25 protein-coding genes are annotated in these 23466 nt (G+C 58.3%); 15 read left to right on the top strand and 10 right to left on the bottom strand.

Features of this window, described 5'->3' with window-relative positions; genetic code table 11:
- The first annotated feature begins 2 nt into the window (after positions 1 to 2).
- Positions 3 to 983: an ABC transporter permease gene (locus tag DW349_RS16615; RefSeq protein ID WP_420820677.1), complete on the top strand. Its 981-nt coding sequence runs from the start codon at positions 3 to 5 to the stop codon at positions 981 to 983.
- 109 nt (positions 984 to 1092) lie between these two features.
- Entirely contained in the window at positions 1093 to 2022 is a 930-nt protein-coding gene (locus DW349_RS16610) for an isopenicillin N synthase family dioxygenase (RefSeq protein WP_108124302.1), read from the top strand.
- Between the two features lie 6 nt (positions 2023 to 2028).
- Here DW349_RS16610 and DW349_RS16605 read toward each other — a convergent pair whose 3' ends face one another.
- Positions 2029 to 3243 (bottom strand): beta-ketoacyl-ACP synthase II, encoded by a 1215-nt coding sequence (locus DW349_RS16605; protein ID WP_108124301.1) that lies wholly within the window; start codon positions 3241 to 3243, stop codon positions 2029 to 2031.
- Between the two features lie 114 nt (positions 3244 to 3357).
- On the opposite strand from DW349_RS16605, the gene DW349_RS16600 reads away from it, so the two are divergent.
- Together DW349_RS16600 and DW349_RS16595 are read left to right on the top strand one after the other, a co-directional pair.
- Positions 3358 to 3870 (top strand): winged helix-turn-helix transcriptional regulator, encoded by a 513-nt coding sequence (locus DW349_RS16600; protein WP_108124300.1) that lies wholly within the window; start codon positions 3358 to 3360, stop codon positions 3868 to 3870.
- Positions 3871 to 3903: 33 nt separating this feature from the next.
- Positions 3904 to 4794 carry an aspartoacylase gene (locus DW349_RS16595; protein WP_108124299.1) on the top strand — a complete coding sequence of 297 codons (891 nt, stop codon included), beginning with the start codon at positions 3904 to 3906 and terminating at the stop codon, positions 4792 to 4794.
- Between the two features lie 6 nt (positions 4795 to 4800).
- Here the strand turns inward: DW349_RS16595 and DW349_RS16590 are convergent, their stop codons facing one another.
- Positions 4801 to 5367, bottom strand: coding sequence for a hypothetical protein (locus DW349_RS16590; RefSeq protein WP_108124298.1), 567 nt, complete (start codon positions 5365 to 5367; stop codon positions 4801 to 4803).
- A gap of 77 nt (positions 5368 to 5444) precedes the next feature.
- Entirely contained in the window at positions 5445 to 5705 is a 261-nt protein-coding gene (locus tag DW349_RS16585) for an accessory factor UbiK family protein (protein WP_108124297.1), read from the bottom strand.
- A 440-nt stretch (positions 5706 to 6145) separates the two neighbouring features.
- Between DW349_RS16585 and glnK (DW349_RS16580) the strand changes: the two genes are divergently transcribed.
- From glnK (DW349_RS16580) to glnK (DW349_RS16570), 3 genes are all read left to right on the top strand, one after another.
- Positions 6146 to 6484 carry a P-II family nitrogen regulator gene (gene glnK, locus DW349_RS16580; protein WP_108124296.1) on the top strand — a complete coding sequence of 113 codons (339 nt, stop codon included), beginning with the start codon at positions 6146 to 6148 and terminating at the stop codon, positions 6482 to 6484.
- Positions 6485 to 6517: 33 nt separating this feature from the next.
- On the top strand, positions 6518 to 7783 hold the full coding sequence (locus tag DW349_RS16575; RefSeq protein WP_108124295.1) for an ammonium transporter: 1266 nt from the start codon (positions 6518 to 6520) through the stop codon (positions 7781 to 7783).
- Positions 7784 to 7945: 162 nt separating this feature from the next.
- Positions 7946 to 8284 (top strand): P-II family nitrogen regulator, encoded by a 339-nt coding sequence (gene glnK, locus DW349_RS16570; protein ID WP_108124294.1) that lies wholly within the window; start codon positions 7946 to 7948, stop codon positions 8282 to 8284.
- 69 nt (positions 8285 to 8353) lie between these two features.
- On the opposite strand, the gene DW349_RS16565 is transcribed toward glnK (DW349_RS16570), so the two are convergent.
- Both DW349_RS16565 and DW349_RS16560 read right to left on the bottom strand, forming a co-directional pair.
- Positions 8354 to 8707 (bottom strand): hypothetical protein, encoded by a 354-nt coding sequence (locus DW349_RS16565; RefSeq protein ID WP_115667157.1) that lies wholly within the window; start codon positions 8705 to 8707, stop codon positions 8354 to 8356.
- Positions 8708 to 8777: 70 nt separating this feature from the next.
- Positions 8778 to 9776 (bottom strand): sigma 54-interacting transcriptional regulator, encoded by a 999-nt coding sequence (locus DW349_RS16560; RefSeq protein ID WP_108124292.1) that lies wholly within the window; start codon positions 9774 to 9776, stop codon positions 8778 to 8780.
- 192 nt (positions 9777 to 9968) lie between these two features.
- Here DW349_RS16560 and DW349_RS16555 point away from each other — a divergent pair, with 192 nt between their 5' ends.
- The 6 genes from DW349_RS16555 to DW349_RS16530 all read left to right on the top strand — a co-directional run bounded on the left by DW349_RS16555 (position 9969) and on the right by DW349_RS16530 (position 13201).
- A complete protein-coding gene (locus DW349_RS16555; protein WP_108124291.1) occupies positions 9969 to 10151 on the top strand; it encodes a hypothetical protein in 183 nt (60 codons plus the stop codon).
- Positions 10152 to 10161: 10 nt separating this feature from the next.
- Positions 10162 to 10839, top strand: coding sequence for a phage shock protein PspA (gene pspA / locus DW349_RS16550; protein ID WP_108124290.1), 678 nt, complete (start codon positions 10162 to 10164; stop codon positions 10837 to 10839).
- Positions 10840 to 10857: 18 nt separating this feature from the next.
- A complete protein-coding gene (gene pspB, locus DW349_RS16545) occupies positions 10858 to 11094 on the top strand; it encodes an envelope stress response membrane protein PspB (RefSeq protein ID WP_108124289.1) in 237 nt (78 codons plus the stop codon).
- Between the two features lie 37 nt (positions 11095 to 11131).
- Entirely contained in the window at positions 11132 to 11593 is a 462-nt protein-coding gene (locus DW349_RS16540) for a PspC domain-containing protein (protein ID WP_108124288.1), read from the top strand.
- 79 nt (positions 11594 to 11672) lie between these two features.
- Positions 11673 to 12191 carry a hypothetical protein gene (locus tag DW349_RS16535; protein ID WP_108124287.1) on the top strand — a complete coding sequence of 173 codons (519 nt, stop codon included), beginning with the start codon at positions 11673 to 11675 and terminating at the stop codon, positions 12189 to 12191.
- Between the two features lie 35 nt (positions 12192 to 12226).
- A complete protein-coding gene (locus DW349_RS16530) occupies positions 12227 to 13201 on the top strand; it encodes a Gfo/Idh/MocA family protein (protein WP_108124286.1) in 975 nt (324 codons plus the stop codon).
- A 175-nt stretch (positions 13202 to 13376) separates the two neighbouring features.
- On the opposite strand, the gene DW349_RS16525 is transcribed toward DW349_RS16530, so the two are convergent.
- Together DW349_RS16525 and DW349_RS16520 are read right to left on the bottom strand one after the other, a co-directional pair.
- Positions 13377 to 15047, bottom strand: coding sequence for an alpha-glucosidase (locus DW349_RS16525; protein WP_108124285.1), 1671 nt, complete (start codon positions 15045 to 15047; stop codon positions 13377 to 13379).
- Entirely contained in the window at positions 15047 to 16711 is a 1665-nt protein-coding gene (locus tag DW349_RS16520; protein WP_108124284.1) for a glycoside hydrolase family 13 protein, read from the bottom strand. Before DW349_RS16520 ends, DW349_RS16525 begins: the two co-directional genes overlap by 1 nt.
- Before the next feature lie 124 nt (positions 16712 to 16835).
- Here DW349_RS16520 and DW349_RS16515 point away from each other — a divergent pair, with 124 nt between their 5' ends.
- On the top strand, positions 16836 to 17771 hold the full coding sequence (locus DW349_RS16515) for a LysR family transcriptional regulator (RefSeq protein WP_108124283.1): 936 nt from the start codon (positions 16836 to 16838) through the stop codon (positions 17769 to 17771).
- 6 nt (positions 17772 to 17777) lie between these two features.
- On the opposite strand, the gene DW349_RS16510 is transcribed toward DW349_RS16515, so the two are convergent.
- Together DW349_RS16510 and DW349_RS16505 are read right to left on the bottom strand one after the other, a co-directional pair.
- Positions 17778 to 19472 (bottom strand): acyl-CoA dehydrogenase family protein, encoded by a 1695-nt coding sequence (locus tag DW349_RS16510; protein ID WP_108124282.1) that lies wholly within the window; start codon positions 19470 to 19472, stop codon positions 17778 to 17780.
- Positions 19473 to 19532: 60 nt separating this feature from the next.
- Entirely contained in the window at positions 19533 to 19814 is a 282-nt protein-coding gene (locus DW349_RS16505) for a tetratricopeptide repeat protein (protein WP_108124281.1), read from the bottom strand.
- A 123-nt stretch (positions 19815 to 19937) separates the two neighbouring features.
- Here DW349_RS16505 and recQ point away from each other — a divergent pair, with 123 nt between their 5' ends.
- Positions 19938 to 21746, top strand: coding sequence for a DNA helicase RecQ (gene recQ, locus DW349_RS16500; RefSeq protein WP_108124280.1), 1809 nt, complete (start codon positions 19938 to 19940; stop codon positions 21744 to 21746).
- Between the two features lie 48 nt (positions 21747 to 21794).
- Here the strand turns inward: recQ and DW349_RS16495 are convergent, their stop codons facing one another.
- Positions 21795 to 23411, bottom strand: coding sequence for a methyl-accepting chemotaxis protein (locus tag DW349_RS16495; RefSeq protein WP_108124279.1), 1617 nt, complete (start codon positions 23409 to 23411; stop codon positions 21795 to 21797).
- Positions 23412 to 23466: the final 55 nt, after the last annotated feature.

The raw sequence follows: 23466 nt of genomic DNA, 5'->3' as shown, positions 1-23466 counted from the left end.
TCATGGAATTGTTCAACAGCATCATCGTGATCCTCGACGCCACCTTGCGTAACGCCACACCACTGATTTTTGCAGCGCTGGCCGGCATGTTTTCCGAGCGTTCCGGCATCGTCAACATTGCGCTGGAAGGCAAGATTCTGATCAGCGCCTTCTTTGGTGCCTCGGCCGCTTACTATTTCGGTTCGCCCTGGATGGGTTTGCTGTGCGGTGTGTTGGCGTCGGTCGTGTTTGCCCAATTGCACGCCTTCGCTACCGTCACCCACAACGGCGACCATGTGGTGTCCGGCCTGGCGATCAACATTCTGGCGATTGGTCTGACCGCCGCCATCGGTAACTACTGGTTCCACCAGGGCGGCAACACGCCGAATCTGGCGTTTGGCGAAACCCACGCCCGCTTTACCCCGATCAAGCTGCCCTTTGCCGACCAGTTGGCCGACGTGCCGATCATCGGCGGCATCTATTCTGAATTGCTCAGCGGCCACTATTTGCTGGTCTACCTGGCGTTTCTGGCGGTTCCGCTGTGCTGGTATATCCTGTTCCGCACCCGTTTCGGGCTGCGCGTTCGGGCCGTCGGCGAAAACCCTCACGCCGTAGATACCGCCGGTATTTCAGTGGCGAAAACCCGTTACCTGGCGCTGTTGATGACCGGCATTCTGGTTGGCTTTGCTGGCGTTTATTTGTCGGTAGCCGTTACCGCCCAGTTCTCGCCAAACATGAGTGCTGGCAAGGGCTATATGGCACTGGCGGCTTTGATTTTCGGTAAGTGGCGGCCGCGTTCCGCCATGTGGGCCTGCTTGCTGTTCGGTCTGCTCGAAGCCATTGCCATTCGCAGCCAGGGTGTTGTTTTCCTGGGTGTGGAAGTGCCGGTGCAGCTGGTTGAAGCCACGCCTTACATTCTGACGGTGGTTCTGCTCGGTGGCTTTATCGGTCGCTCGGTGGCACCGAAAGTGATCGGCGAACCTTACGTTAAAGAACGCAACTGAACCCGGTTAGCATTCCAGAAACGGGGCTGCCCAGGCGGCAGTCCCGTCCATAATAAGACGAACGCTGCAGCGCTCGCCCCACCAGACCTTCCTGTTCCGAGAGGCCGCCATGAACACCATTCCTTCGCTCGATTTGCGTCGTTTTGAATCCGACCCGGAAGCCTTTGTGCGCGAGATGGGCGCGGCCTATCAAGCCTGGGGCTTTGCCGGCATCACCGGTCACGGCATCGATCGTTCCGTGATCATGGATGCGCTGCACGCGTCCGAACGGCTGTTTGCCCAGCCCGAAGCCGTGAAGAAGAAATACTTCAAAGACAACGGTGGCACCCGCGGCTACACACCGTTCGGCACCGAGATCGCCAAAGACGCCAAACACGTCGATTTGAAAGAGTTCTGGCACGTCGGTCGCGAAATCGAAGGCACACCGCCGCACAAAGATTTAACGCCCAATGTCTGGCCGGACGAAGTGCCGGAATTCAAGACCGCCATGTTGCGTCTGTACCGGGAACTCGATGCGCTGTCGGTCACCTTGTTGCAGGCCTTTGCGTTGTTCATTGGTGAAGATCGGCACTATTTCGACACCAAGGTGAATCACGGCAATTCCATTTTGCGGCCACTGCATTACCCGCCCATCACCGATCCGAATTTGCCCAACGTTCGTGCAGGTGCGCATGAAGACATCAACCTGATTACGCTGCTGGTCGGCTCCGAACAGGAAGGTCTGGAAGTGCTGAACAAGCGCGATGAGTGGGTGGGCATTTCGATGATCGAAGGGACCATCATCTGCAATGTCGGCGATATGCTGCAACGCCTGACCAACCATGTATTGCCGTCCACGACGCATCGCGTGGTCAACCCGAAAGGCGAAGCGGGCAAAGTATCGCGCTATTCAATTCCGTTCTTCGTGCACCCGAATCCGGGTACGTCGCTCGATGCTTTGCCGCAATGCGTGACTGACGACAATCCCAAACGCTATCCGCCGATCACCAGCGATGAATATCTGATGGAACGGCTGCGTCAGATCGGTCTGGTCAAATAGTTTTGCTCAGTCGGCGGCGCCGAACACCAGGCTGACGTTGGTGCCGCCGAAGCCAAAACTGTTGCTCATCACTTGCCGCATCGGTTGGTCGCGGCGTTGTTGCACGACGGGCAAGTCACCAACGCCCGGGTCCAACGTATCGATATTGGCTGATGCCGCCATAAAGCCTTCGCGCATCATCAACACGCTGTAAATGGCTTCGTGGATATCGGCTGCACCGAGCGAGTGGCCGGTCAACGATTTGGTTGAGCTGAACGGCGGCACTTTATTGGCGAACGCTGCTTTCATGGCTTCCAGCTCTACTAAGTCGCCAGCTTGGGTGCTGGTGCCGTGGGTGTTGATGTAATCGATCGGCTGTTCCAGTCCTTCCAACGCCTGTGCCATAGCGCGTTGGGCGCCATCGCCGGACGGCGCCACCATGTCGTATCCGTCGGAAGCGGTGCCGTAACCAACCAGCTCGGCCAGAATGGTCGCGCCGCGTTTGATGGCGTGCTCGCGCTCTTCCAACACCATAACGCCACCGCCGCCAGCAATGACAAAGCCTTCCCGGTTCGCATCATACGGGCGGCTGGCTTGAGTGGGGTTGTCGTTGTGGTGGGTGGGGAAGGCGCCCATGGCATCAAACAACACGCTTTGGCTCCAGTGTTCCGCTTCGCCACCACCGGCAAACACGATGTCCTGTTTACCCCATTGAATCAGCTCCATGCCGTAACCGATGCAGTGTGCGCTGGTCGAGCAGGCGGACGACACCGTCGCGTTCATGCCTTTAATGCCAAAGGCTGTCGATAAACAGGCTGATACCGTGCTGCCCATGGTCGAGGTCACTCGATAAGGCCCGACGCGACGCACGCCGCGCTCACGCAGAATGTCGGCGGCTTCGACGATGTCTTGCGTGGAGGCACCGCCGGATCCCATCAACAGACCGGTTCGCGGGTGGCTGATCTCAGCTTCGGTCAGCCCCGCCTGGGCGATGGCTTCCTCCATGGCGATGTAGCTGTAAGCTGCAGCCTCGCCCATAAAACGATAGAGTTTGCGCGGAATGCGCTCTTCGGGGTTCAGATTTTCGATGGAACCGGCGATCTGGCAGCGCAGTCCCATCGACTGGTATTCGGGTTGAAAGCGAATGCCGGAGCGGCCATCACGCAAGGATTGCAGCACTTCAGATTGTTGGTTGCCAATGCAGGAGACGATACCCATGCCTGTAATTACAACGCGGCGCATACTGGTGTCCTTTGCAAATGAGTGCAGTGCGCACTCGGTTGAGAAATTTTAAAAGTTTCTTTAGGGAACTAAAATACTAGACTCAAACGTTCTTCATGACAACGGACATCCAACATGCCACGCACCGACTTTTCCGCCATGTATTGCTCTCTGGCCCGCTCCCTGAACATTGTTGGCGATGGCTGGACGCAGTTGATTCTGCGTGATCTGTTTCTTGGCAACCGCCGGTTCAGCGGGTTGCAGGCTAATCTGGGCATTTCAAAAAAAGTGCTGACAGAGCGATTGGACGTGTTGTTGGGTGAAGGGCTGATCGAGATGCAGGCCTATGGCGAATCCGGTGGTCGTTTTGAATATCACCTGACCGAGAAAGGGTCAGAACTGGGCCCGGTGCTGTTGGCGTTGATGGCCTGGGGCGACAAATGGGTGTCCAACAATAAAGCGCCTGTTAAGCTGACTCACCCGGATTGCGGTGCGACCGTTCAGGCACAGGTGGTGTGCAGCCATTGCGCCGAGCCGATCAATTTCGATAGCGTTAAGGCGCAGCCTGGGCCGGGCATGCCAGAGGCGGAACGCCAACGCATTGCCGCGCTGAAAATGAATTGGGCGGTTAAGTCCGCTAACCGTTAACGTAGCGTTCGGTGCCTTTAAGGGAGACAGAGGATGCCATCCATCAAGCACGTTGCCATTACCGGCGGAACTCACGGCAATGAACTGACCGGCGTCTATTTGCTCAAGCATTGGCGCAACAACCCCGTACAGGTCTGCCGCGACAGCTTCGCCACGGAACTGCACTTGGCGAACCCCAAGGCGCATGGGCATAACCGACGCTATCTGGATCAGGACTTAAATCGCCAGTTCAACTGGCCGGATTTAAACGACCACGCCCTGTGCGGCTACGAACAGAACCGCGCCAAATCGTTGAATACGTTATTGGGTCCGAAAGACGAACCGCGCGTCGATTTCGTGCTCGATCTGCACACCACCACCGCCAATATGGGCGTGACGCTGGTCGTTAAATCGGACGACCCGCTGGTGACCGGCATGGCGTTTTACGTCAAACAGCGGTTACCTGAAGTCACCTTGTTTCACGAGCCGTCCGAGCGCATGGACGACAACTTTCTGATTTCACTGGGTCGCCGTCACGGCTTGTTGATTGAGGTGGGGCCGGTGCCGCAAGGTCTGCTGCGTTGGGATATTTATCACCAGACCGAAACCGTGGTCGGCCATTGTCTGGATTATCTGGAAGCGGTGAATCGGGGCGAGGCGCTTGAATTGCCGGCGGAAATGCCGGGCTTTCGCTTTGTGCAAAAAGTGCAGTTGCCGGAAAACGAACGCGGTGAATTGATCGCCATGGTGCATCCGAATTTACAGGATGCCGATTACCAACCAATAGCGCCGGGCGATGCGTTGTTTATGACACTCGATGGGCAAACGCTGCCATATGAAGGGGAGGAAACGCTTTACGGTGCGTTCATCAACGAGGCGGCCTATTACGACCGCCACGTTGGTTTGAGCCTGATGCGGCCCTGCACAATAAAGCGTTCAGTCTGACGCGGCTCAGATCTGGCCGAACTGGAAGCTCAGTACTACGGAAGGACCGGACAAATCGTCGTCGGTAATGCCGTCAACGCTCGGGTCGGTGGTCAGTCGGTAAGCACCGCCGATGCCCACTTCCAGGAAATCAGTCAGATTGATTTCCGCACCAATGCTCACTTCGCTGACCAAAAAGCTGCCTTTTTCTTCGGTGGCTCCGTCATCCAAAGACACCGCACCGGCACCCAGCAACATCTTGGTTTCCACGTGAACCACGGCGTCCGGGCGATGGGTGTAACCCAGCAATAAGCCTCCGTAACCGAAATCCAGCGCGGTGTCGGGCGCCCATTCGGGTTCATTGATCAAACCGTAACCGGCGCCACCGATCAGCAACGAGTGGTTGCCGGTGGTAAAGGTGCCAGCGCCTTCGCCGCCCAGCATGATGGCGGTTTCACTGCCCACTTCACCGTATTTAACCAAAGGACCGCCATAACCACCCGAGCGGGCATTCTGCATATCAATCAGGGAATCCTTGGCAAAAGCCGGCAGGCTGAACAGCACTAACAAGGGAATCAGGGTAAGGGCGCGCATTGTGTTTCTCCATAACAGGGCACGATGAGTACCGGCCATATCTTGACCGCAGCGAGTCTGCAGCCCAGTGGTAAAAGTCACGAAGCGGAGGAATCGCGCAGTCGTTCTTCCAGTTCGTTCAGTTGCGATTCAAGTTCCGCCAAACGAGTGCGGGTGCGTTCCAGCACCGCCTGCTGGGCATCGAACTCTTCGCGGCTGACGACATCGAGCTTGCTCAGTTGCGATTGCACCAGACTGCGCACATTGGCGCGCACTTCATCGCGGGCTTGCTGGCCCTGGCTGAACAGGGCGCTCGCCTGGCGGCTGATCTGATCGAGAATGTCTTCGGGTAATTTCATGTGGTCTCCGTGCGCCAAAACAGGGCTTGGACTGGCAGTGTCTGCGCTGACGAGCCCCATCCGATGGCGTCTTTGCTGGCTAAATTGTCCGTTGGTGCAAGAGTCGTGTGCGCTAACTCAGTGATATTTCAACGCGAAAACAGCACTTGAACGAATAGTGTGCACTCACAGCGCACAGATATTGTGCATTGCACCAGAGTAGTGCCGTCTGGTTGCGCTCCTTGACCCAGCCTTTACCTAAATCCTTGATTCGACGCAGTTACTGGAGTTGGCACGGGCTTCGCTTTAGCCCCTCGCACACGATTCCAAACGCAGCCAACCGTTGCGTTGGACATTGTAACTCGGGTGATTACCGGTAGCACTGGCTGCGACGGGCGATCCCCTCGTGCCGGCGCTGTCAATTCTCAGTGCAACGGTGGAACGGAAAGGAGTGAATAAAAATGAAACTCGTATCAGCCATTATCAAGCCCTTCAAGTTGGACGACGTCCGCGAAGCGCTGTCTGAAATCGGCGTTCAGGGCATCACCGTGACCGAAGTTAAAGGCTTTGGTCGCCAGAAAGGCCATACCGAACTCTATCGGGGTGCGGAGTACGTGGTCGATTTTCTGCCCAAGGTCAAAGTGGAAGTCGGCGTTTCTGACGAACTGCTGGACCGGGCAATTGAGGCCATTTCCAAGGCCGCCAACACCGGCAAGATCGGTGACGGCAAAATCTTTGTAACCCCGCTGGAACAGGCCATTCGTATTCGTACCGGTGAAACCGGCAACGACGCGATCTGAGCAAAAAATAAATAGCAATTGGAGACAAGGGTGATGCAGAACCAAATTTTTGAACTGCAATTTGCCATGGATACGTTTTATTTCCTGGTAATGGGCGCGCTGGTAATGTGGATGGCCGCTGGTTTCGCAATGTTGGAAGCCGGTCTGGTCCGCGCAAAAAACACCACTGAAATTCTGACTAAAAACATCGCGCTGTACGCGATTGCCTGCACCATGTACCTGATCTGTGGTTATCAGTTCATGTACGGCGGCGGCTTCTTCCTGTCTGGTGTTGAGACAGTCGCCAACTTCAGCGTTGAAGGCGCGTTGGCAGCTTCCATCGAAGAAGGTTTTGACGGCGGCTCAGTATACGCTGGTGCGTCCGACTTCTTCTTCCAGGTGGTCTTCGTGGCAACCGCCATGTCGATCGTTTCCGGTGCCGTTGCTGAACGCATGAAGCTGTGGGCCTTCCTGGTCTTCGCTGTGGTCATGACTGCGGTCATCTACCCGTTCGAAGGCGGCTGGACTTGGGGCGGCAACGACGTCTTCGGCATGTACTCGCTGAGCTACTCTGACTATGCCGGTTCCGGCATCGTGCACATGGCCGGTGCGGCGGCTGCTCTGGCCGGTGTTCTGCTGCTGGGTCCGCGTAAAGGCAAATATGGCAAGGACGGCGAAATCAACGCCATTCCGGGTGCCAACCTGCCGCTGGCGACTCTGGGTACTTTCATCCTGTGGATGGGCTGGTTCGGCTTCAACGGCGGTTCTACGCTGAAACTGGGCGGCATGGCCGTTGCCAACGAAGTCGCTAACGTCTTCCTGAACACCAACGCAGCAGCGGCTGGTGGCTTGATTGCCGCTCTGATCGTCGCTCGCCTGTGGTTCAAGAAAGCTGATCTGACCATGGCTCTGAACGGCGCTCTGGCCGGTCTGGTTGCCATCACGGCTGAACCGGCTGACCCGACTCCGTTGCTGGCTACCATCATCGGTGCCATCGGTGGTGTGATCGTCGTATTCAGCATCGTTGCTCTGGATAAACTGAAAATCGACGACCCGGTCGGTGCCATCTCTGTGCACGGCGTTGTTGGTCTGTTCGGTATCTTCGCGGTCCTGTTGAGTGACAGCGATGCAACCTTCGGCGGCCAGCTGGTTGGCGCTCTGACCATCTTCGTCTGGGTCTTCGTGGCATCTTTGGTCGTCTGGGGCATCATCAAGGCGGTTATGGGTCTGCGTGTAACCGAAGAAGAAGAGTACGAAGGCGTCGATCTGACCGAATGCGGTATGGACGCTTATCCGGAATTCACCGCTGCCAGCAAATAAGGCAAACGGTTAAGCCATTCGGCTTTATTCCAAAGCAAGCAAAGGCCCCGTTACGGGGCCTTTCTTTTTTGCACAGAGCGTTATTGGATCAACGAATTTTGTCGCCCCTTCAGCTTGGTTTATGCTTGAATCGGGTCGTGACTACCTCTCAGGGAGAGTGCTATGAAACTCGTAACCGCAATTATCAAGCCCTTTAAGCTGGACGACGTGCGTGAAGCATTGTCGGAAGTGGGTGTACAGGGCATCACCGTAACCGAAGTGAAAGGCTTCGGTCGCCAGAAAGGCCACACCGAGTTGTACCGTGGCGCTGAATACGTGGTGGATTTTCTGCCCAAGATCAAAGTTGAAGTCGCCACTGACGACAACAAACTGGAAGCGGTCATCGATGCGGTCTCCAAATCAGCCAACACCGGCAAGATCGGTGACGGCAAGATTTTCGTCACCGCACTGGAGCAAGTGATCCGTATTCGTACCGGCGAAACCGGCGAAGACGCCGTGTAATTAAGCGGTCTTTCACCGATAAAAAAACCCGTCCAATGGACGGGTTTTTTGTGTCTGCAAACTGCGAAATTAACTGGTGCGTGATTTACGCGCGGCCCAATATGCCGGCAATTGAAAACACAAAAATCGAATGCTGATGCCGGCCGCCGAGGCAAACAAATAACCTGCGACATAGACCGGCCCGGTCACTTTGACTAATGCGCCGCCGATGATGAAATCCATAAGCATCATCGCCACCAGACCAAAGGCGTAACCGCTGATCAAATAGCGGTGGCCGGTGCGAAACAGGAAACCGAGTACGAGGCCAACAGCCGCGAATCCGATTAATAATTGCAACGGCGATTGCGCAAATTGAGCGCCGAATTGCGCCATCATAAACAGGCTGATGGCGGCTATCGCCATGCGTTGTACGTTGGGATTCATGCGAGCGGCCCTGTGGTTAGAGACTTTTATTATGTGGGTCCGGCCGAGCTTAGCGGTGCACCAACCCGTCTCAATGCGACTTTGGTCGGGTACCGCCAATCAAACCGTGTTTGCGTAACTGGCTGCGAAACTGATGGTAGGTCATACCCAGCGCTTCGGCGGCCTTGCCCTGGTGGCGATCGTGCCGCATCAACGCCGCTTCCAGCAACGAGATTTCAAAGCGCGCCACCTGCTCGACAAAATCGCCATCGCCCAGCGACACGTCGTCGTCACTTTCAGCGCGTGGCCGCCAGGGCGAATCGAAGGGGTCGAGCACCAGTTGATCAACCGGCTCGTCTTCGTGCCCCCAGCGGTACAGGCTGCGTTCGACAACATTTTTCAACTCCCGAACATTGCCGAAAAACGGATGCTGGCTCAGCGTTTCCAGCGCTGAATCGGTAAAACCGGGAAACACCGACCAGCCCAGTTCGCTGCTCATCTGAATGGCAAATTGCTCAGCCAGCAAACGAATATCGCCCTGGCGCGCACGCAGCGGCGGTAATGTCAGCACATCGAAGGCGAGGCGGTCGAGCAGATCGCGTCGGAAGTGATCGGTATTGGCCAGGCGCGGTAAATCCTCGTTGGTGGCCGCGACGATGCGAACATCCACCGTTAACGTCTTTTGCCCGCCCAGACGCTCGAACTCGCCGTATTCGATCAGCCGCAGCAGTTTTTCCTGCAACGGTGCCGACATGGTGCCCACTTCATCGAGAAACAGTGTGCCTTCGTGGGCGCGCTCAAAGCGGCCAATGTGCGTGCGGTTGGCGCCGGTGAACGCGCCCGGTTCGTAACCGAACAGATCGGCGTCAAGCAGGCTTTCGCTGATCGCCGCACAGTTCACCTTGATCAACGGCTGCTGCCAGCGCGACGACAAGTAATGCAGCCGTTCAGCCACCAGCTCCTTGCCGGTGCCGCGCTCGCCAATCACCAGCACCGGCCGGTTCAGCGGTGCCAGATCCGAAACCCGGTCCAGCAGATCGGCCAATACCGGGCTTTCACCCAGCAGGCGTTGTGGGGCGCGGTCGCTCATGGGCGTTCTTCAGTAAAAGTTAACGCGAGTCTAGGTTGGCTTGGTCAGATGAACCAATGAAATTAGTCATTTTCGCTAAACAGCAATAGCGTAAATTGGCGAGATTTCCAGAAAATCCATTAAAAACAATAAGTTAAGGTTTTGGCACGGAAACTGATATAGCCCCAGCGTGAATCGATAAAGGACACCGTCATGATTCGCCTAAAAGAAAAAACACCGCTGTATATGGTCATGATCACCCTGGGCAGTGCGCTCGCCGCGCTGACGCAGTGGTGGATCGGGCTGGTCAGTTTCGCCTTGGCCTTTGGCCTGGTGGAAGGTTTGAGTAGCAGATTTCGCCGCTGGCTGCGCATAAGCCAGTGGTTCAAACACTGAGGAGAGCATTATGGGCATCTTTTCCCGCTTAACCGACATCATCAATTCCAACCTCAATGCCTTACTGGATCGCGCTGAAGATCCGCAAAAAATGATCCGGCTGATCATTCAGGAAATGGAAGAAACGTTGGTTGAAGTACGCTCCAGCTCGGCGCGGGTGATTGCCGATCGCAAAGACGCCCAACGCCGTCTTGAGCGCGTGCGCAAAGACATCGACGACTGGGAAGCCAAAGCCAAGCTGGCACTGAGCAAAGGTCGCGAAGACCTCGCCCGAGCGGCGCTGGCCGAAAAACAAAGCCTGACGGATGAAGCCGACATTCTGGACCGCGAATGCGCGGCGCTGGACGATCATCTGACGCAACTGTCGGAAGAAATCGGCCAGTTGCAGCAGAAACTCAACGACGCCAAAGCCAAGCAAAAAGCGCTGGTGATGCGTCAGCAAACGGTAACCACGCGCATGAAAACGCGTCGCCAGCTGCATCGTGAACACTTGCAGGACGCCTTCGAGAAGTTCGAACATTACGAACGGCGCATGGACAGCATGGAAAGCGAACTCGAAGCTCAGGATCTGGGCCGGGGGCGTGGTCTGGCTGAAGAGATCGACAGCCTGGCCGAAGACGATGCCGTTAACGCCGAACTGGAACGCCTGAAGGCGGACCTGGAGAATAAGGCCGAGAAAAAAGGCTAAGGCGACAAGGAGCCCTGCATGCAGTTTCTACAATTTATGTTCGTGCCCACCATCCTGTTCATGGTGGTGGTCATGCCGATCTGGTTGTTCATGCATTACCGCTACAAAGGCCGGGTGCATGCCAGCCTGAGCGCGGACGACCAGACGTCATTGGATGAATTGTTGCGCACGCTCGACAAATTGAGTGATCGGGTCGAAGCGCTGGAATCCATCCTCGATGAACGCAACCCCAACTGGAAACGTTCGGCCGACTGATTCCGAACCCGGACGATCAACCAAAGGAGCCGCCAACATGGCTTACCGACATCGACACAAAGATGGCACTGGCCTGTGGTCACGCCGCCGCCAGGGCTATGGCATGAACCTGTACCGCAACAAACGCGATGGTTGGATCGGCGGCGTCTGCGCGGGCCTGGCCGATCATTTCAACGTCGAACCCTGGGTGGTTCGCTTGGTCGTGGTCAGCAGTTTCTTCTTCTTCAACATGCTGACGTTCTGGGCCTACCTGGGAGCCTGCGTGCTGATGGCACCGCGCCCAAAGGGTCGTGTTGAGCAGGAATATCAGTACGACGAAGACCTGCACGCCGACCGCCCCCGCAACCTGTTCCGCTACCGCAGCGTGTCGCCGGGCGAACGCTTAAAACGCGCCCGCGAACGGCTCGACGACACCTTAGGCCGGGTCGAGGAAATGGAACGTTACGTCACCTCGCGCCGCTACGAACTGGACAAGGAATTCTCCAAAATCCAGGACTGAGCCGCCGCTGCACAACGCTCTGATATACTGCCGACCGGGATTTCCCCGGTCGTTTTATTTGCGTCATCAGGAGCCTGTTGTGTCCGAACCCACCGCCCGTTTTGCCGTTCTGAAAAACCCCACCTTCTGGATCGTGCTGGTCATGTTGATCGGCTTTATCTACTTGCAGTGGCCAACGCACGTGCGCCAGCCCGACAGGCCCGATTACCGCACCGTTACCCTAGCCGACGGCGTGCAGATGCAGTGGGAAGGCGACCCGCAAATTCTCGAAGGTGAAGCCGGTACCGCCTGGCATTTCGAACGCAAAGGCCTGGAATTTCTGGTGCAGGAAGGCGAACTGAACGAACCGCTGGCGGCGCTGGCGGCGCGTCAGCGCGAAGCCGACCGCGCTCAGGTTGGCGCCATGGAATACGCGCCGCTGGAAGTCGCCGGTGGCATGGCGCGGTATGCCCTGATCGACGCAGAAAACCGCATCCAGCGCCACCGGCTCTATCAGCGTGGTGAGCGCTGGTTTAAGGTGTCGGTGCTGTACAAAGCCAACAACGACGAGCGCGAAAATCGCGCCCAGGTGTTTTTGAATTCCGTGGTGTTGCCCTGATCGGTCAGCACACAAAACAATAAAAGGAGACGGCGATGTTGCGTTGGGGTGTGATGGGAACGGGCAACATTGCCCACCAATTTGTGCGCGATGCCTACCACGGTCGCGGCGGAAAATTTGTCGGTGTTTATTCGCGCAACCAAAGCAGCGCTGAGGCCTTTGCCAAAGAATTCGGCCTACCGCACGCCTTCTCCGATCTGGATGCCTTTCTGGCAAGCCCGGACATCGATGTCGTTTACGTCGCCAGCCCGCACACCAGCCATGTCGAACAAGGCCTGGCGTTAATCGATGCCGGCAAAGCGGCGCTGGTGGAAAAGCCGGTGGCGGTGAACGTAGCGGACGCGGAAAAACTCTATCGTCGTTCCCAGGAAACCGGCGTGTTCTGCCAGGAAGCGTTCTGGACGCGCTTTAACCCCGTCTACCAACAGATTCTGAAACAGGCGCGTGACGGCCGTTTGGGCGCGTTGCGATTTGGTCAGGCCAACTTCGGTTTTCGTTCGCCCAGCGACCCGCAACATCGGCTGAACAACCCCGATCTGGCCGGCGGCGCCTTGCTGGACATCGGCCTGTACCCGCTGATTCTGACGCTGGATTTATTTGGTGAGCCCGCCGACATTGACGGCCGCGTCACGCTTGGCGACAGCGGTGTCGATCGCAGCGCCGATCTGGTATTGAGCTACGCCAATGGCGAGCGCTGTGCGGTGCATTACAGCATCGATTACGAATTGCCGCAGACGGCGTTGATCAGCGGCGAGCGCGGCTGGGTGGAATTGCAGTCACTCTGGTTCGCGCCCAACAGCGCGCGCTGGCAAGTTGGCGGCGGCCCGGTGCAGGTCGAGCATTACCCGTTACTGGGCAAGGGCTATCACTACGAATTCACCGCCACCAACGAAGCCATTGCCGCCGGCCGATTGGATTGCGCCGAACACACCCAGGCCGACAGCCTGACTTTAATGCGCTTGTTGGATCGCATCCGCAACCAATGGGGACCGCGTTACCCGTTTGAATGAAGAAAGAACCAAACGCAGTCATCCCGGCCTTGAGCCGGGATCTCTAGTGGGATGTCCATCCAAACGACTAGCAACCAATGTTCTTTTGGCTGTGAATGGGTAACTCGGTTTCCCTGTTGAGATCCGGTGTGCCGGCTCAGCCGGCTCAAGGCCGGGATGACAAAGGAGGCTCAGTTTACAACCGATACAACCGCGCTTCCCAAGGCCGCAGACGATCCGCCGGTTGCTCGGCGGCATCGGCGTAATTGCTCAGGCACAGGCCGGTTTCCGCCGGTGTCGCCACTCCCAGATCACCGTGCCAGTCGGCATCGCTTAAATTGCACAGCACCACAAAGGCGTCTTCCTCGCCGCTGCGGGTGTAGGCGTACACCTGAGCGTCGTCTTCCAGCACCAGATCGTAAGTGCCATACACCAGCGTCGGTTCGGCGCGGCGCATTCGGATCATCGCTTTGTAGAAATTCAGCACCGAGTTCGGATCGTCAGCCTGGTCTTCTGCGTTCAGCCATTGGTGGTTCGGGTTGATCGCCAGCCAGGGTTTGCCGATGGTGAAACCGGCGTTGAATTCGCTGCTCCATTGCATCGGCGTACGGGCGTTGTCGCGTGAGCTGCTGAGCAAGTCGGCGAGCATGTCGGCATCGCTGCGGCCTTCGGCGCGCCACTCGGCAATCTGGTTGCGGGCGGCCACGTCATCGAACTGATCCAGAGCGGTGAACGGGTGGTTGGTCATGCCCAGTTCCTGGCCCTGATAAATAAAGGGCGTGCCCTGCATCATGAAATACATCAGCGCGATGGCCGTGGCACTTTCGCGCCAATACTGCTCGGTGTTACCCCAGGTTGAGGTGATGCGCGGAATGTCGTGGTTTTCGACAAAGAGCGCGTTCCAGCCGTTGCCTTCCAGGCCTTTTTGCCAGCGCGTCAGCGTTTGTTTTAGTTTCGGCAAATCCAGATCAGCGTTGCCGTCGCTGCCCCAGAGTTTCAGTTGTTCAAACTGGAACAGCATGTTGAACCGGCCCTGATCTTCACCCACCCAATCGGCCGCCTGTTCCACATTGACGCCGTTGGCTTCGCCGACCGTCATCACGTCGTAGTGCGCGAAAGTGTTGGCACACAGATCGCTGATGTATTCCAGAATGCCGTCTTTGTTACGGTGCATCTCGTGCGATGGCACCGCCGCCAGATGTTTCGGATTCGGCAGGTCGGGGAAACCCGGTTCCTTGCGAATGTGAGTGATGGCATCGATGCGGAAACCATCGACGCCCTTGTCCAGCCACCAGCGCACCATCTGATAAACCGCCTGGCGCATCTCGGCGTTTTCCCAGTTCAGATCGGGCTGCTTGCGCGAGAATAAATGCAGAAAATACTGGCCGCTGGCGTCGTCGTATTCCCAGGCCGGGCCGCTGAAAATACTGGCCCAATTGTTCGGCGGTGCGCCGTTGGGTTTGCCGTCGCGCCAGATGTACCAATCGCGTTTGGGGTTGTCTTTGCTGGAGCGCGATTCGGTGAACCAGGGGTGTTCGTCGCTGGAATGATTGACCACCAGATCGAGCAGAATGCGCAGGCCGCGTTGGTGTGCCTGTTCGAGCAGATTGTCGAAATCGGCCATGGTGCCGAAGTCGGACAAAATGCCCTGATAGTCGGAAATGTCGTAGCCGTTATCGTCGTTCGGCGAGGGGAAAATCGGGCACAGCCAGAGCACATCGACACCCAGGTCTTTCAGGTAATCGAGCCGTTCAATGATGCCCGGTATATCGCCGGTGCCATCGCCGTTGCCGTCCATAAAGGAGCGCGGGTAAATCTGGTAGACGACGGCTTCTTTCCACCAGCGTTGGCTGATTACTGCATTCATCAGGCTATTCCTTCCAAGCGAACGATAAAGGCCTCATAGGGTGCCAGTTCCAGCGACTCACCCATAGCGCCACGTGCGCTGACGTTGTGAATCAGACAGTCGCACAGCGTATTTTGCCAGGGCGCAGGCAGCCGCACACGAGTACGTTCGGCGCTGAACGAACCCAGCACCAGCCAGCGTTCGCCATTCAGTTCGCGCTCGTAGGCGAACACCGTCGGGTGATCTTCGAGCAATAAGGTGAAACGACCGTAGACCAGCACATCGTGCGTTTTGCGCAGCTGAATCAGTTTCTGATAGTGCTGGAAAATGCCGTCCGGGTCGGCGCGGTCGGCCTCGGCATTAATCTGGCGATAATTCGGATTCACCGCCAGCCAGGGCGTGCCGGTGCTGAAGCCGCCGTGGTCAGTGGTCGACCATTGCATCGGTGTGCGGGCGTTGTCGCGACCGTAACGGTAGATCGCCGCCATGCGACGTTCCGTGCTCCAGCCGTGTTCGGCCTTGTCGGCAAAGAAGTTCAGCGTTTCGATGTCGCGGTAATCGTCAATCGACTCGAAGCGCACGTTGGTCATGCCAATCTCTTCGCCCTGATAGATGTACGGCGTGCCCTGCTGGCCGTGCAAAACGGTGGCGAGCATCTTGGCCGAGGTGATGCGGTGTTCGCCGTCGCTGCCGAATTCCGAGACCGCGCGCGGCAGATCGTGGTTGTTCCAGAACAGCGAATTCCAACCGCGACCGTCGGCCAGGGCGTCCTGCCATTTGGCAAAGACGCGCTTCAGTTTCAGCGGGTCCATCGGGTGGGCGTTCCACTTGCCGCCGTTCGGTGCGCTGTCTTCGCCGAAGGTCAGGCTGATGTGTTCGAACTGAAACACCATGGAAATTTCATCGCGTTCTGGCGCGCAATATAACGGCGCGGTCTCAGGCGTCACGCTCCAGGTTTCGCCAACGGTCAGCGCATCGCGCGGGCCGAACGTTGCCTGGTTCATGGCGTGAATGCGTTGGTGCAGCGTCGGGCCGGCGGCGAGTTTCTGGTTGTCGACGTCCTTGCCCAGCAAGTCGAGCACATCCATGCGGAAACCGGCGACGCCACGGTCGAGCCACCAATTCATCATGGCGTGAACGGCCTCGGGCACGGCCGGGTTGTCCCAGTTCAGGTCGGGCTGTTTTTTGCTGAACTGGTGGAAGTAATACTCGCCGCTGGCGGCGTCGAATTCCCACATCGAACCGCTGAAATACGAAGTCAGATCGGACGGCTCGCCGCCATCGGCGTTTGGCTGACGCCAGATGTAGAAGTCGCGGTGCTCGCTGTCTTTCGACGACCTGGCATCGATGAACCACGGGTGTTCATCGCTGGAATGGTTCACCACCAGATCGAGAATGATCTTGATGCCGCGCTGTCTGGCCTCAGCAATCAAGCGGTCCAGATCGTCCAGCGTACCGAATTGCGGCGCGATGGCCTGATAGTTGGAAATGTCGTAGCCATTGTCGTCCATCGGCGATTCAAAAATCGGCGACAGCCAGATCACGGTAATGCCCAAATCGGCCAGATGATCGAGCCGTTGGATGATGCCGGGCAAATCGCCCATGCCATCGCCGTTGGCGTCCATAAAGGAAGACGGATAAATCTGATAAACGACGGCGCGGTGCCACCAGCGGGGTTCGATCATGCGGTACCTCGGCAAGACGGGGGAAATCTGGCGCAGCCTAGTGGAGTGTTAAGCAAAGATAAAATGCTTTATTTTGCGTCCATTATAGATTTTTTCGATAGCTAGCAGTAACGGAGAGACCGGCATGGATAAAGCCTGGCGCCAGTTCCTGGCGGTGGCGGAATTGCGCTCAGTCAGCCTGGCTGCGCAGCGTTTGTTTGTCAGCCAACCGACTTTGACGCACAACCTGAAAAAGCTCGAAACCCAACTCGGCGTAACGCTGTTCAACCGCTCGCCGCGCGGCATGACGCTAACGCCTTACGGCGAAACCCTGCTTGAACAGGCGCGCATCATGCAGCGGGTGTACGACAACGCCTTGGGCAAGTTGCAGCAATTGAAGGTCGATCAGGAAGCGGGGTTGCGCATCGGCGTTGGGCTGGCCTGGTGGCATCTGTTTTTTCGCGATCTGTTTCATCGCTATCGTGAGCAACATCCAACGGCGCCGGCGCACATCGAAATCGGCAACCATCTGCGTTCGATGGACCAATTGCTCGCCGGTGAACTGGATCTGTTTATCGGCCATCGCATTGCCGGTCTGAACCCGAGCAGCGGCGCTGTGTTCCGGCCGTTGTTCAAAGTGCGTGACGCCTGCTTTGTGCGCCAGGGCCACCCGTTGTTGCAACGCCCGGTCAGCTTTGAGGATTTGCTCGACTACCCGCATCTGGCGCTCACGCCGGATGAGACGCGCTACAGCCGCGCCGTCGTCACCAACCCGCAATTCAAAGAAGCCGAACGCCACACCTACCACTTGGCCGACCGGGTCGTCTGGTCAACCAGCTCGATGAGCGCCGCCCTCGACATACTGCGCGACAGCGATGCGGTGATGATTTACCCCGCATCCATCGCAGAAACCTTAGTCGCCAGCGGCGTCGTGCCGCTCGAATTAAGCGAAGTACAGGAAGCGATGGACGTCGGCGTGTATCGGTTGGAAGAGCGCGTCGGTGATGAACAATTGGACGCGCTGGTGGGTGAGGTTGTGTCGGCACTGAATGCGGTCAGTGCCGACATCGAACGGCTTTAATGGGGGTTACAGAACCGGCTTCGCCCGCTCAACAATTGCCCGGCAATCCACACCCGGCTCCAAGGTGCCGTAGTTAAACCCGCCGTTCGGATTCAACCGCGATTCGACAAAGGCATCGGCAACCAGGGCATCGCCGTCGCGCAGCAAAATGCTGGATTGAAACAGCAACGCCATCTGGTCGACCAAAGTCCGCGCGCGGTATTCCAGTTGGTCGGTGTGGCCGATGGCTTGTTTGAATTGCGTCAGGGCGCGATCAAAGGTGGGTGAATGTCCGCCCGCCTTTTCGACCTCGCTGAAAAACGCCTCCAGCGTCGCCGGTTCCCGGCCGAGCGCGCGCAACACATCCAAACACTGAATGTTACCCGAACCTTCCCAGATGGCGTTGACCGGCGCTTCGCGATACAGCCGTGGCAACACATTTTCTTCCACATAACCGACGCCGCCGATGCATTCCATCGCCTCGTAGGTCAGTTGTGGCGTGCGTTTGCACACCCAGTATTTGCCGATGGCGGTGGTCAGCCGCGCCAGGTATTTTTCGGCGTCGTCAGCGCTGTGATCGAGCGCGCGGCCAACGCGCAAACTCATCGCCAGCGCCGCTTCCGATTCAATTGCCAGGTCCGCCAGCACGTTTTGCATCAGGGGTGCGTCGTGCAAGGGCTGGCCGAAGGCCGAACGGCCGCCGGTGTGATGCAACGCCTGGGCGGTGGCTGCGCGCATCAAAGCGGCCGATCCGACCAGACAATCGAAGCGCGTCATCGACACCATTTCGATAATGGTGCGCACGCCCTTGCCTTCGTCGCCGAGCAGCCAGGCGTGCGCGCCGCGAAATTCAATTTCCGATGAAGCGTTGGAGCGGTTGCCGAGTTTGTCTTTCAGACGCTGAATAAAAAAAGCGTTCTTGTTGCCGTCGTCGCGCCAGCGCGGCATCAGGAAACAACTGAGGCCATTTTCGGTCTGCGCCAGCACTAAAAACGCATCGCACATCGGCGCTGAACAAAACCATTTATGGCCGATCAATTCGTATGGCTGACCGGGCTTGCGTTGGCCCAGCGGGTAAGCCCGGGTGGTGTTGGCGCGCACATCGGAACCGCCTTGTTTTTCGGTCATTGCCATGCCGATGGTCAGGCCGGCTTTGTCGAAAAACGGTACGTTGCGCGGGTCGTAATGCGGCGCGGTGATTTTCGGTAGCCACTGCTCGGCGATGTCGGGCGTGGTGGCAATGGCGGGCACGGCGGCGAAGGTCATTGTCAGCGGGCAGGCGGAACCGGCGTCGGCGTGCATGTGCAGATATTCAAGCCCGGCGCGGGCAACGTGCGCGCCGACTTTGCTCTCGCGCCAGGGCAGCGATGGCACGCTGGCTTCAACGGCGGTGCGCATCAGTTCGTGGTACGCCGGGTGAAATTCCACGCTGTCGAGGCGATGGCCAAAGCGGTCGTGTGTGTGCAATACCGGTGGCACTTCGTTGGCCTGAAAACCGGCGTTCATTAAATCGCCACCCACGCGGGTGCCGTAATCGTTCAGCCGGTCTTCGGCCCAGCCAGCGCCGAAATGATGCGTCCAGTGTTGCAAGGCGCGGTCGCTGCGATAGACGTTGTAATCGGCCAGCGGCGTTGGTTGGTTCAGTACGCTGTGGGTGTCGGCCTGGGCTAAGTGTTGATCGCGATCGAAAGGCGCTTCGTGCTTGAAAGGGGCGTCGGTCATGGTGCCTGCCTCGAATGTTTTGTTGCCAGCCTAGCGCAGCCGGGCGAGGGCAGCCAAGGCTCAGTGTTTGTTCTGTTCGCGCTCGGCCATTTCCAGTTTCAGTTGGTCCAGTCGCGCTTGAATCATGGTGGAATTCGGCAGGCGTTCGAGCGCTTTTTCCAGTAAACGCTGCGCGTCCTTATCGCGGCCGAAGGCTTCGAGTGTGTCGGCCTGTTCCACCACCAGCCGGTCTTCGTAACCGCGCCGGTCGCGCAGCGCCATGCGTTTATTCACCATGCGCAGATAGCTGATAAACACCACCACCAACATCAGGGCACCAACGCCCGCAAAGCCCAAACCCATAACGTCTACCTCGGTGAAAATTGCGCTCAGTATAGCCCAGCGCCTGCGGCTGACTTGTCGGTAAAGTCACAGCGCGGTTGCCCGGTCGTATCGAGCCTGAACCGACGCCGATATACTGCCGCCATGACTGCGACCCCTCACTCCGTACTGCAACACACCTTCGGTTACGATGCCTTCCGTGGCGATCAGGAAGCCATCATCAACACCTTGGTGGGCGGCGGCGATTGCCTGGTTTTAATGCCCACCGGCGGCGGCAAATCGCTGTGTTACCAGATTCCCGCCCTGGTGCGGCCCGGCACCGGCGTGGTGATTTCGCCGCTCATCGCGCTGATGCAGGATCAGGTTAACGCCCTGCGCGAGCTCGGCGTGCGCGCCGGCTTTCTGAATTCCACGCTGTCGTTCGAGGCAGTACGCGACACCGAAAACGCCTTGCTCGCTGGCGAGCTGGACATGCTCTACATCGCCCCGGAACGGCTACTGCAAGAACGCACGCTCGACTTGCTCAGCCGTGCCCAACTGGCGCTGTTCGCCATCGACGAAGCGCATTGCGTCTCGCAATGGGGGCACGATTTCCGCGCCGATTACCTAAAGCTCAATATCCTTGCCGAGCGTTTCCCGGCGGTGCCGCGCATCGCCCTGACCGCCACCGCCGATGCGCGTACCCGGGTCGATATTCAACAACGCCTCAGCCTGACTCAGGCACCGGCCTTTGTTGGCGGCTTCGACCGGCCCAACATCCAATACCGCATTCAGCCCAAGCAACAGGCGCGTCAGCAGTTGCTGAGTTTTCTCAAGGCAGAGACCGACGGGCAGGCCGGTATTGTCTATTGCCTGTCGCGCAAAAAAGTGGAGCAAACGGCGCAATGGCTGGCGAAAGAGGGCTACAAGGCGTTGCCCTATCACGCCGGGCTCGATGCCTCGGTGCGCCAGCAAAACCAGCAACGCTTTTTGCGCGAAGACGGCATCATCATGGTGGCGACCATCGCCTTTGGCATGGGCATCGACAAACCCGACGTGCGCTTTGTTGTGCATCTGGATCTGCCCAAAAGCATCGAAGCCTATTATCAGGAAACCGGCCGCGCCGGGCGCGATGGCGAGCCTTCCACCGCGCTGTTGCTGTACGGCTTTGAAGACGTAGTGAAACTGCGCCAGATGATGGCGCAATCGACCGGCAGCGACGAACACCAGCGCTACGAACAGCAACGGCTGAACGCCATGCTCGGCTTGTGCGAGGTTACCGGTTGTCGGCGTCAGGTATTGCTGCGTTATTTTGGCGATGAACTGCCCAAGCCGTGCGGCAATTGCGACACCTGCCTGCACCCGGTCGAAAGCTGGGACGCCACCGAAGCGGTGCGCAAAGCGTTGTCGTGCGTCTACCGCACCGACCAGCGTTTTGGTGCCAACCACATCATCGACGTATTGCGCGGCAGCGACAGCGAAAAGCTGCGCCGATTCGGCCATCACCAGTTATCGACCTACGGCATTGGCACCGAATTGTCGGCCAACGAATGGCGCTCGGTATTGCGCCAACTGGTGGCCGCTGGGTTGCTGGCGGTCGACCCCGAAGGCTACGGCGGTTTGCGATTAACCGAAGCCTGCCGGCCGGTGCTCAAAGGGGAACAGTCGGTCAGCCTGCGCAAAGAAAACCGCCCCGATCGCAGTGCCAGTGGCGCGTCACGCAGCCGGCCAGCTCCCACTCAAGTGGACGAAGCCGACCAACCGCTGTGGCAGGCATTGCGCGCCTGCCGCAAACAACTGGCCGACGAGCAGGGCATTCCGCCGTTCATGGTATTTCACGACAAAACCCTGGCCGACATGCTGGCGCGCCGGCCGCAAAGTCTCGCTCAGATGAGCGAGGTCTCAGGCGTCGGCGACGCCAAACTGGAACGCTACGGCGACGCCTTCCTGGCGGTGTTCGACGACTTTCGCTAGCACTGACTTTTGATAGCACTGACTTTCGCTAGCACGCCGGTTTGGCTGTTAAGGCTCCAACTGAAACTGACCCACAGCCCGCTCGGTGCCCTGAGCGGTGTCGAGCAGTTGGTCCGCCAATTCCCCCAATTGCAGCGTGGCTCTGTGGCTGGTCTCGGCCATACGGCTGATGTCGCCCACCCGCTGGGAAATGGATTGGCTGGCCTGGGCCTGGTGGCCGGCCAGTTCGGTCAGGCTTTCCAGGCTGTCGAGCGAGGCCTGGGCATCGCGGTCCAGCGCCGTTAACGGTTCGACGATGCGGCCAATCAACGCTACCCCTTCGTCCATGCCGGTTTTACCGGCGCGAATGCGTTGCGCCGCTTCGTCGGTCTGGGTGTTGATGCGCGCCAGAATGCGATGAATCTCTTCGGTTACCTCGCTGGTGCGGGTGGCAAGCAGCCGCACTTCGTCGGCAACGACGGCAAAACCGCGCCCTTCCGAACCCGCCCGCGCCGCCTCAATGGACGCATTCAACGCCAGCAAATTGGTCTGATCGGCAATCTCGCGAATCTGGCTGACTGCGCCAATCACCTCGCTGGCGCTTTCGCTGAGCTGTTCAATGCTGGCGGCCGATTGATCGATCAACAGCGCCGTCTGGCGAATGCCGCCGGCCGCCTCGGTTACACCGGCAACGCCGTCGCGCGCCAGTTCGCGCGCGCGTGAAGCCTGGTCGCGGGCCACTTGCACATTGCCCGCCATGGCCTGGCTATCGACCGACAACTGGCCTACCGACTGGTCAATCTGCTGCGCCAACTGGTTTTGGCCGGCGCTGTCGGTTTGCACCTCGGTGGTGAAATGGCGCAACTGGCCGGCGGCCTGGCTCACCGCCGTCGCGTTGGCGCGAATGGTGCCGATCACCGCATGCAGTTGATCGCGCATCACCCCAAAACTGCGCAGCAACTGACCAATCTCATCGCGGCCACCACGGGGCACTGCCTGGTGCAAACCACCCGAAGCAATGCTGTCGGCGGCCCGCACCGCCGCCCGCAACGGCCGCACAATGCTGGGCGTAATCAGCAACGCCATCAGCACACCGGCCAGCAAGGCACCCACGCCCAGAATGGTCACCAGCCAGGCCGACGCATGCGTTTCCGCCAGCGTCTGTTGCTGGCGTTCGTCCATGCGGGCGCGTTGCTGTTGTTCCAGTTCGGAGGTCAGTTGCAGCAGACGGTTGAGCACATCGCGGGTGGGGCCGGCCATCATCCGGCGCGCTTCGTCGTGGTCGCCGAATTCCAGCGTTTCCACCGTTAGTTGCAGTTGGTCCTGGTATTGGCGGCGGCGCTCGGTCAGCTCGGTCAGCCGGTCTTCCATGGGCGAATCGGCCAGCAGTGCGGTGAGGCGTTCAACGGCGGTGTCGATGGCGCGGTTGCGGGCGTCGATGTCTTTATACAGCGCCACCCGGGCATCGCGGTCGTCAACGATAAACAACAGCAACAACCGGCCGGCAATGCTTTCGGCATCGAGATTCACCGCACTGGTTAACTCCACCAGCGCCGCATCGCGCTGTACCACCGCCTGCAATTGCGCCGAGAGCTGACCAAAACGCTGCACCACAACCACCAAAATGGCGGCAATAAACAACAACAGCACAGCGTAGCTGGCCGCCAGACGTCCTCGAATGCGCATCCTTCATTCCTCTTGGCGGAACCGAATGGGTAGTGAATCGCCCGTTCAGGCGGTT

Source organism: Saccharospirillum mangrovi (genome assembly GCF_003367315.1).
Lineage (GTDB): Bacteria > Pseudomonadota > Gammaproteobacteria > Pseudomonadales > Natronospirillaceae > Saccharospirillum > Saccharospirillum mangrovi.
Note: the sequence above shows the minus strand (reverse complement) of the source record. Positions and strands in the feature narration are given on the sequence as shown.

Bases quoted from the DNA above. Each gene is read 5' to 3' on its own strand.
- DW349_RS16615 (WP_420820677.1), top strand. From the start codon at position 3: ATGGAATTGTTCAACAGCATCATCGTGATCCTCGACGCCACCTTGCGT.
- DW349_RS16610 (WP_108124302.1), top strand. From the start codon at position 1,093: ATGAACACCATTCCTTCGCTCGATTTGCGTCGTTTTGAATCCGACCCG.
- DW349_RS16605 (WP_108124301.1), bottom strand. From the start codon at position 3,243: ATGCGCCGCGTTGTAATTACAGGCATGGGTATCGTCTCCTGCATTGGC.
- DW349_RS16600 (WP_108124300.1), top strand. From the start codon at position 3,358: ATGCCACGCACCGACTTTTCCGCCATGTATTGCTCTCTGGCCCGCTCC.
- DW349_RS16595 (WP_108124299.1), top strand. From the start codon at position 3,904: ATGCCATCCATCAAGCACGTTGCCATTACCGGCGGAACTCACGGCAAT.
- DW349_RS16590 (WP_108124298.1), bottom strand. From the start codon at position 5,367: ATGCGCGCCCTTACCCTGATTCCCTTGTTAGTGCTGTTCAGCCTGCCG.
- DW349_RS16585 (WP_108124297.1), bottom strand. From the start codon at position 5,705: ATGAAATTACCCGAAGACATTCTCGATCAGATCAGCCGCCAGGCGAGC.
- glnK (WP_108124296.1), top strand. From the start codon at position 6,146: ATGAAACTCGTATCAGCCATTATCAAGCCCTTCAAGTTGGACGACGTC.
- DW349_RS16575 (WP_108124295.1), top strand. From the start codon at position 6,518: ATGCAGAACCAAATTTTTGAACTGCAATTTGCCATGGATACGTTTTAT.
- glnK (WP_108124294.1), top strand. From the start codon at position 7,946: ATGAAACTCGTAACCGCAATTATCAAGCCCTTTAAGCTGGACGACGTG.
- DW349_RS16565 (WP_115667157.1), bottom strand. From the start codon at position 8,707: ATGAATCCCAACGTACAACGCATGGCGATAGCCGCCATCAGCCTGTTT.
- DW349_RS16560 (WP_108124292.1), bottom strand. From the start codon at position 9,776: ATGAGCGACCGCGCCCCACAACGCCTGCTGGGTGAAAGCCCGGTATTG.
- DW349_RS16555 (WP_108124291.1), top strand. From the start codon at position 9,969: ATGATTCGCCTAAAAGAAAAAACACCGCTGTATATGGTCATGATCACC.
- pspA (WP_108124290.1), top strand. From the start codon at position 10,162: ATGGGCATCTTTTCCCGCTTAACCGACATCATCAATTCCAACCTCAAT.
- pspB (WP_108124289.1), top strand. From the start codon at position 10,858: ATGCAGTTTCTACAATTTATGTTCGTGCCCACCATCCTGTTCATGGTG.
- DW349_RS16540 (WP_108124288.1), top strand. From the start codon at position 11,132: ATGGCTTACCGACATCGACACAAAGATGGCACTGGCCTGTGGTCACGC.
- DW349_RS16530 (WP_108124286.1), top strand. From the start codon at position 12,227: ATGTTGCGTTGGGGTGTGATGGGAACGGGCAACATTGCCCACCAATTT.
- DW349_RS16525 (WP_108124285.1), bottom strand. From the start codon at position 15,047: ATGAATGCAGTAATCAGCCAACGCTGGTGGAAAGAAGCCGTCGTCTAC.
- DW349_RS16520 (WP_108124284.1), bottom strand. From the start codon at position 16,711: ATGATCGAACCCCGCTGGTGGCACCGCGCCGTCGTTTATCAGATTTAT.
- DW349_RS16515 (WP_108124283.1), top strand. From the start codon at position 16,836: ATGGATAAAGCCTGGCGCCAGTTCCTGGCGGTGGCGGAATTGCGCTCA.
- DW349_RS16510 (WP_108124282.1), bottom strand. From the start codon at position 19,472: ATGACCGACGCCCCTTTCAAGCACGAAGCGCCTTTCGATCGCGATCAA.
- DW349_RS16505 (WP_108124281.1), bottom strand. From the start codon at position 19,814: ATGGGTTTGGGCTTTGCGGGCGTTGGTGCCCTGATGTTGGTGGTGGTG.
- recQ (WP_108124280.1), top strand. From the start codon at position 19,938: ATGACTGCGACCCCTCACTCCGTACTGCAACACACCTTCGGTTACGAT.
- DW349_RS16495 (WP_108124279.1), bottom strand. From the start codon at position 23,411: ATGCGCATTCGAGGACGTCTGGCGGCCAGCTACGCTGTGCTGTTGTTG.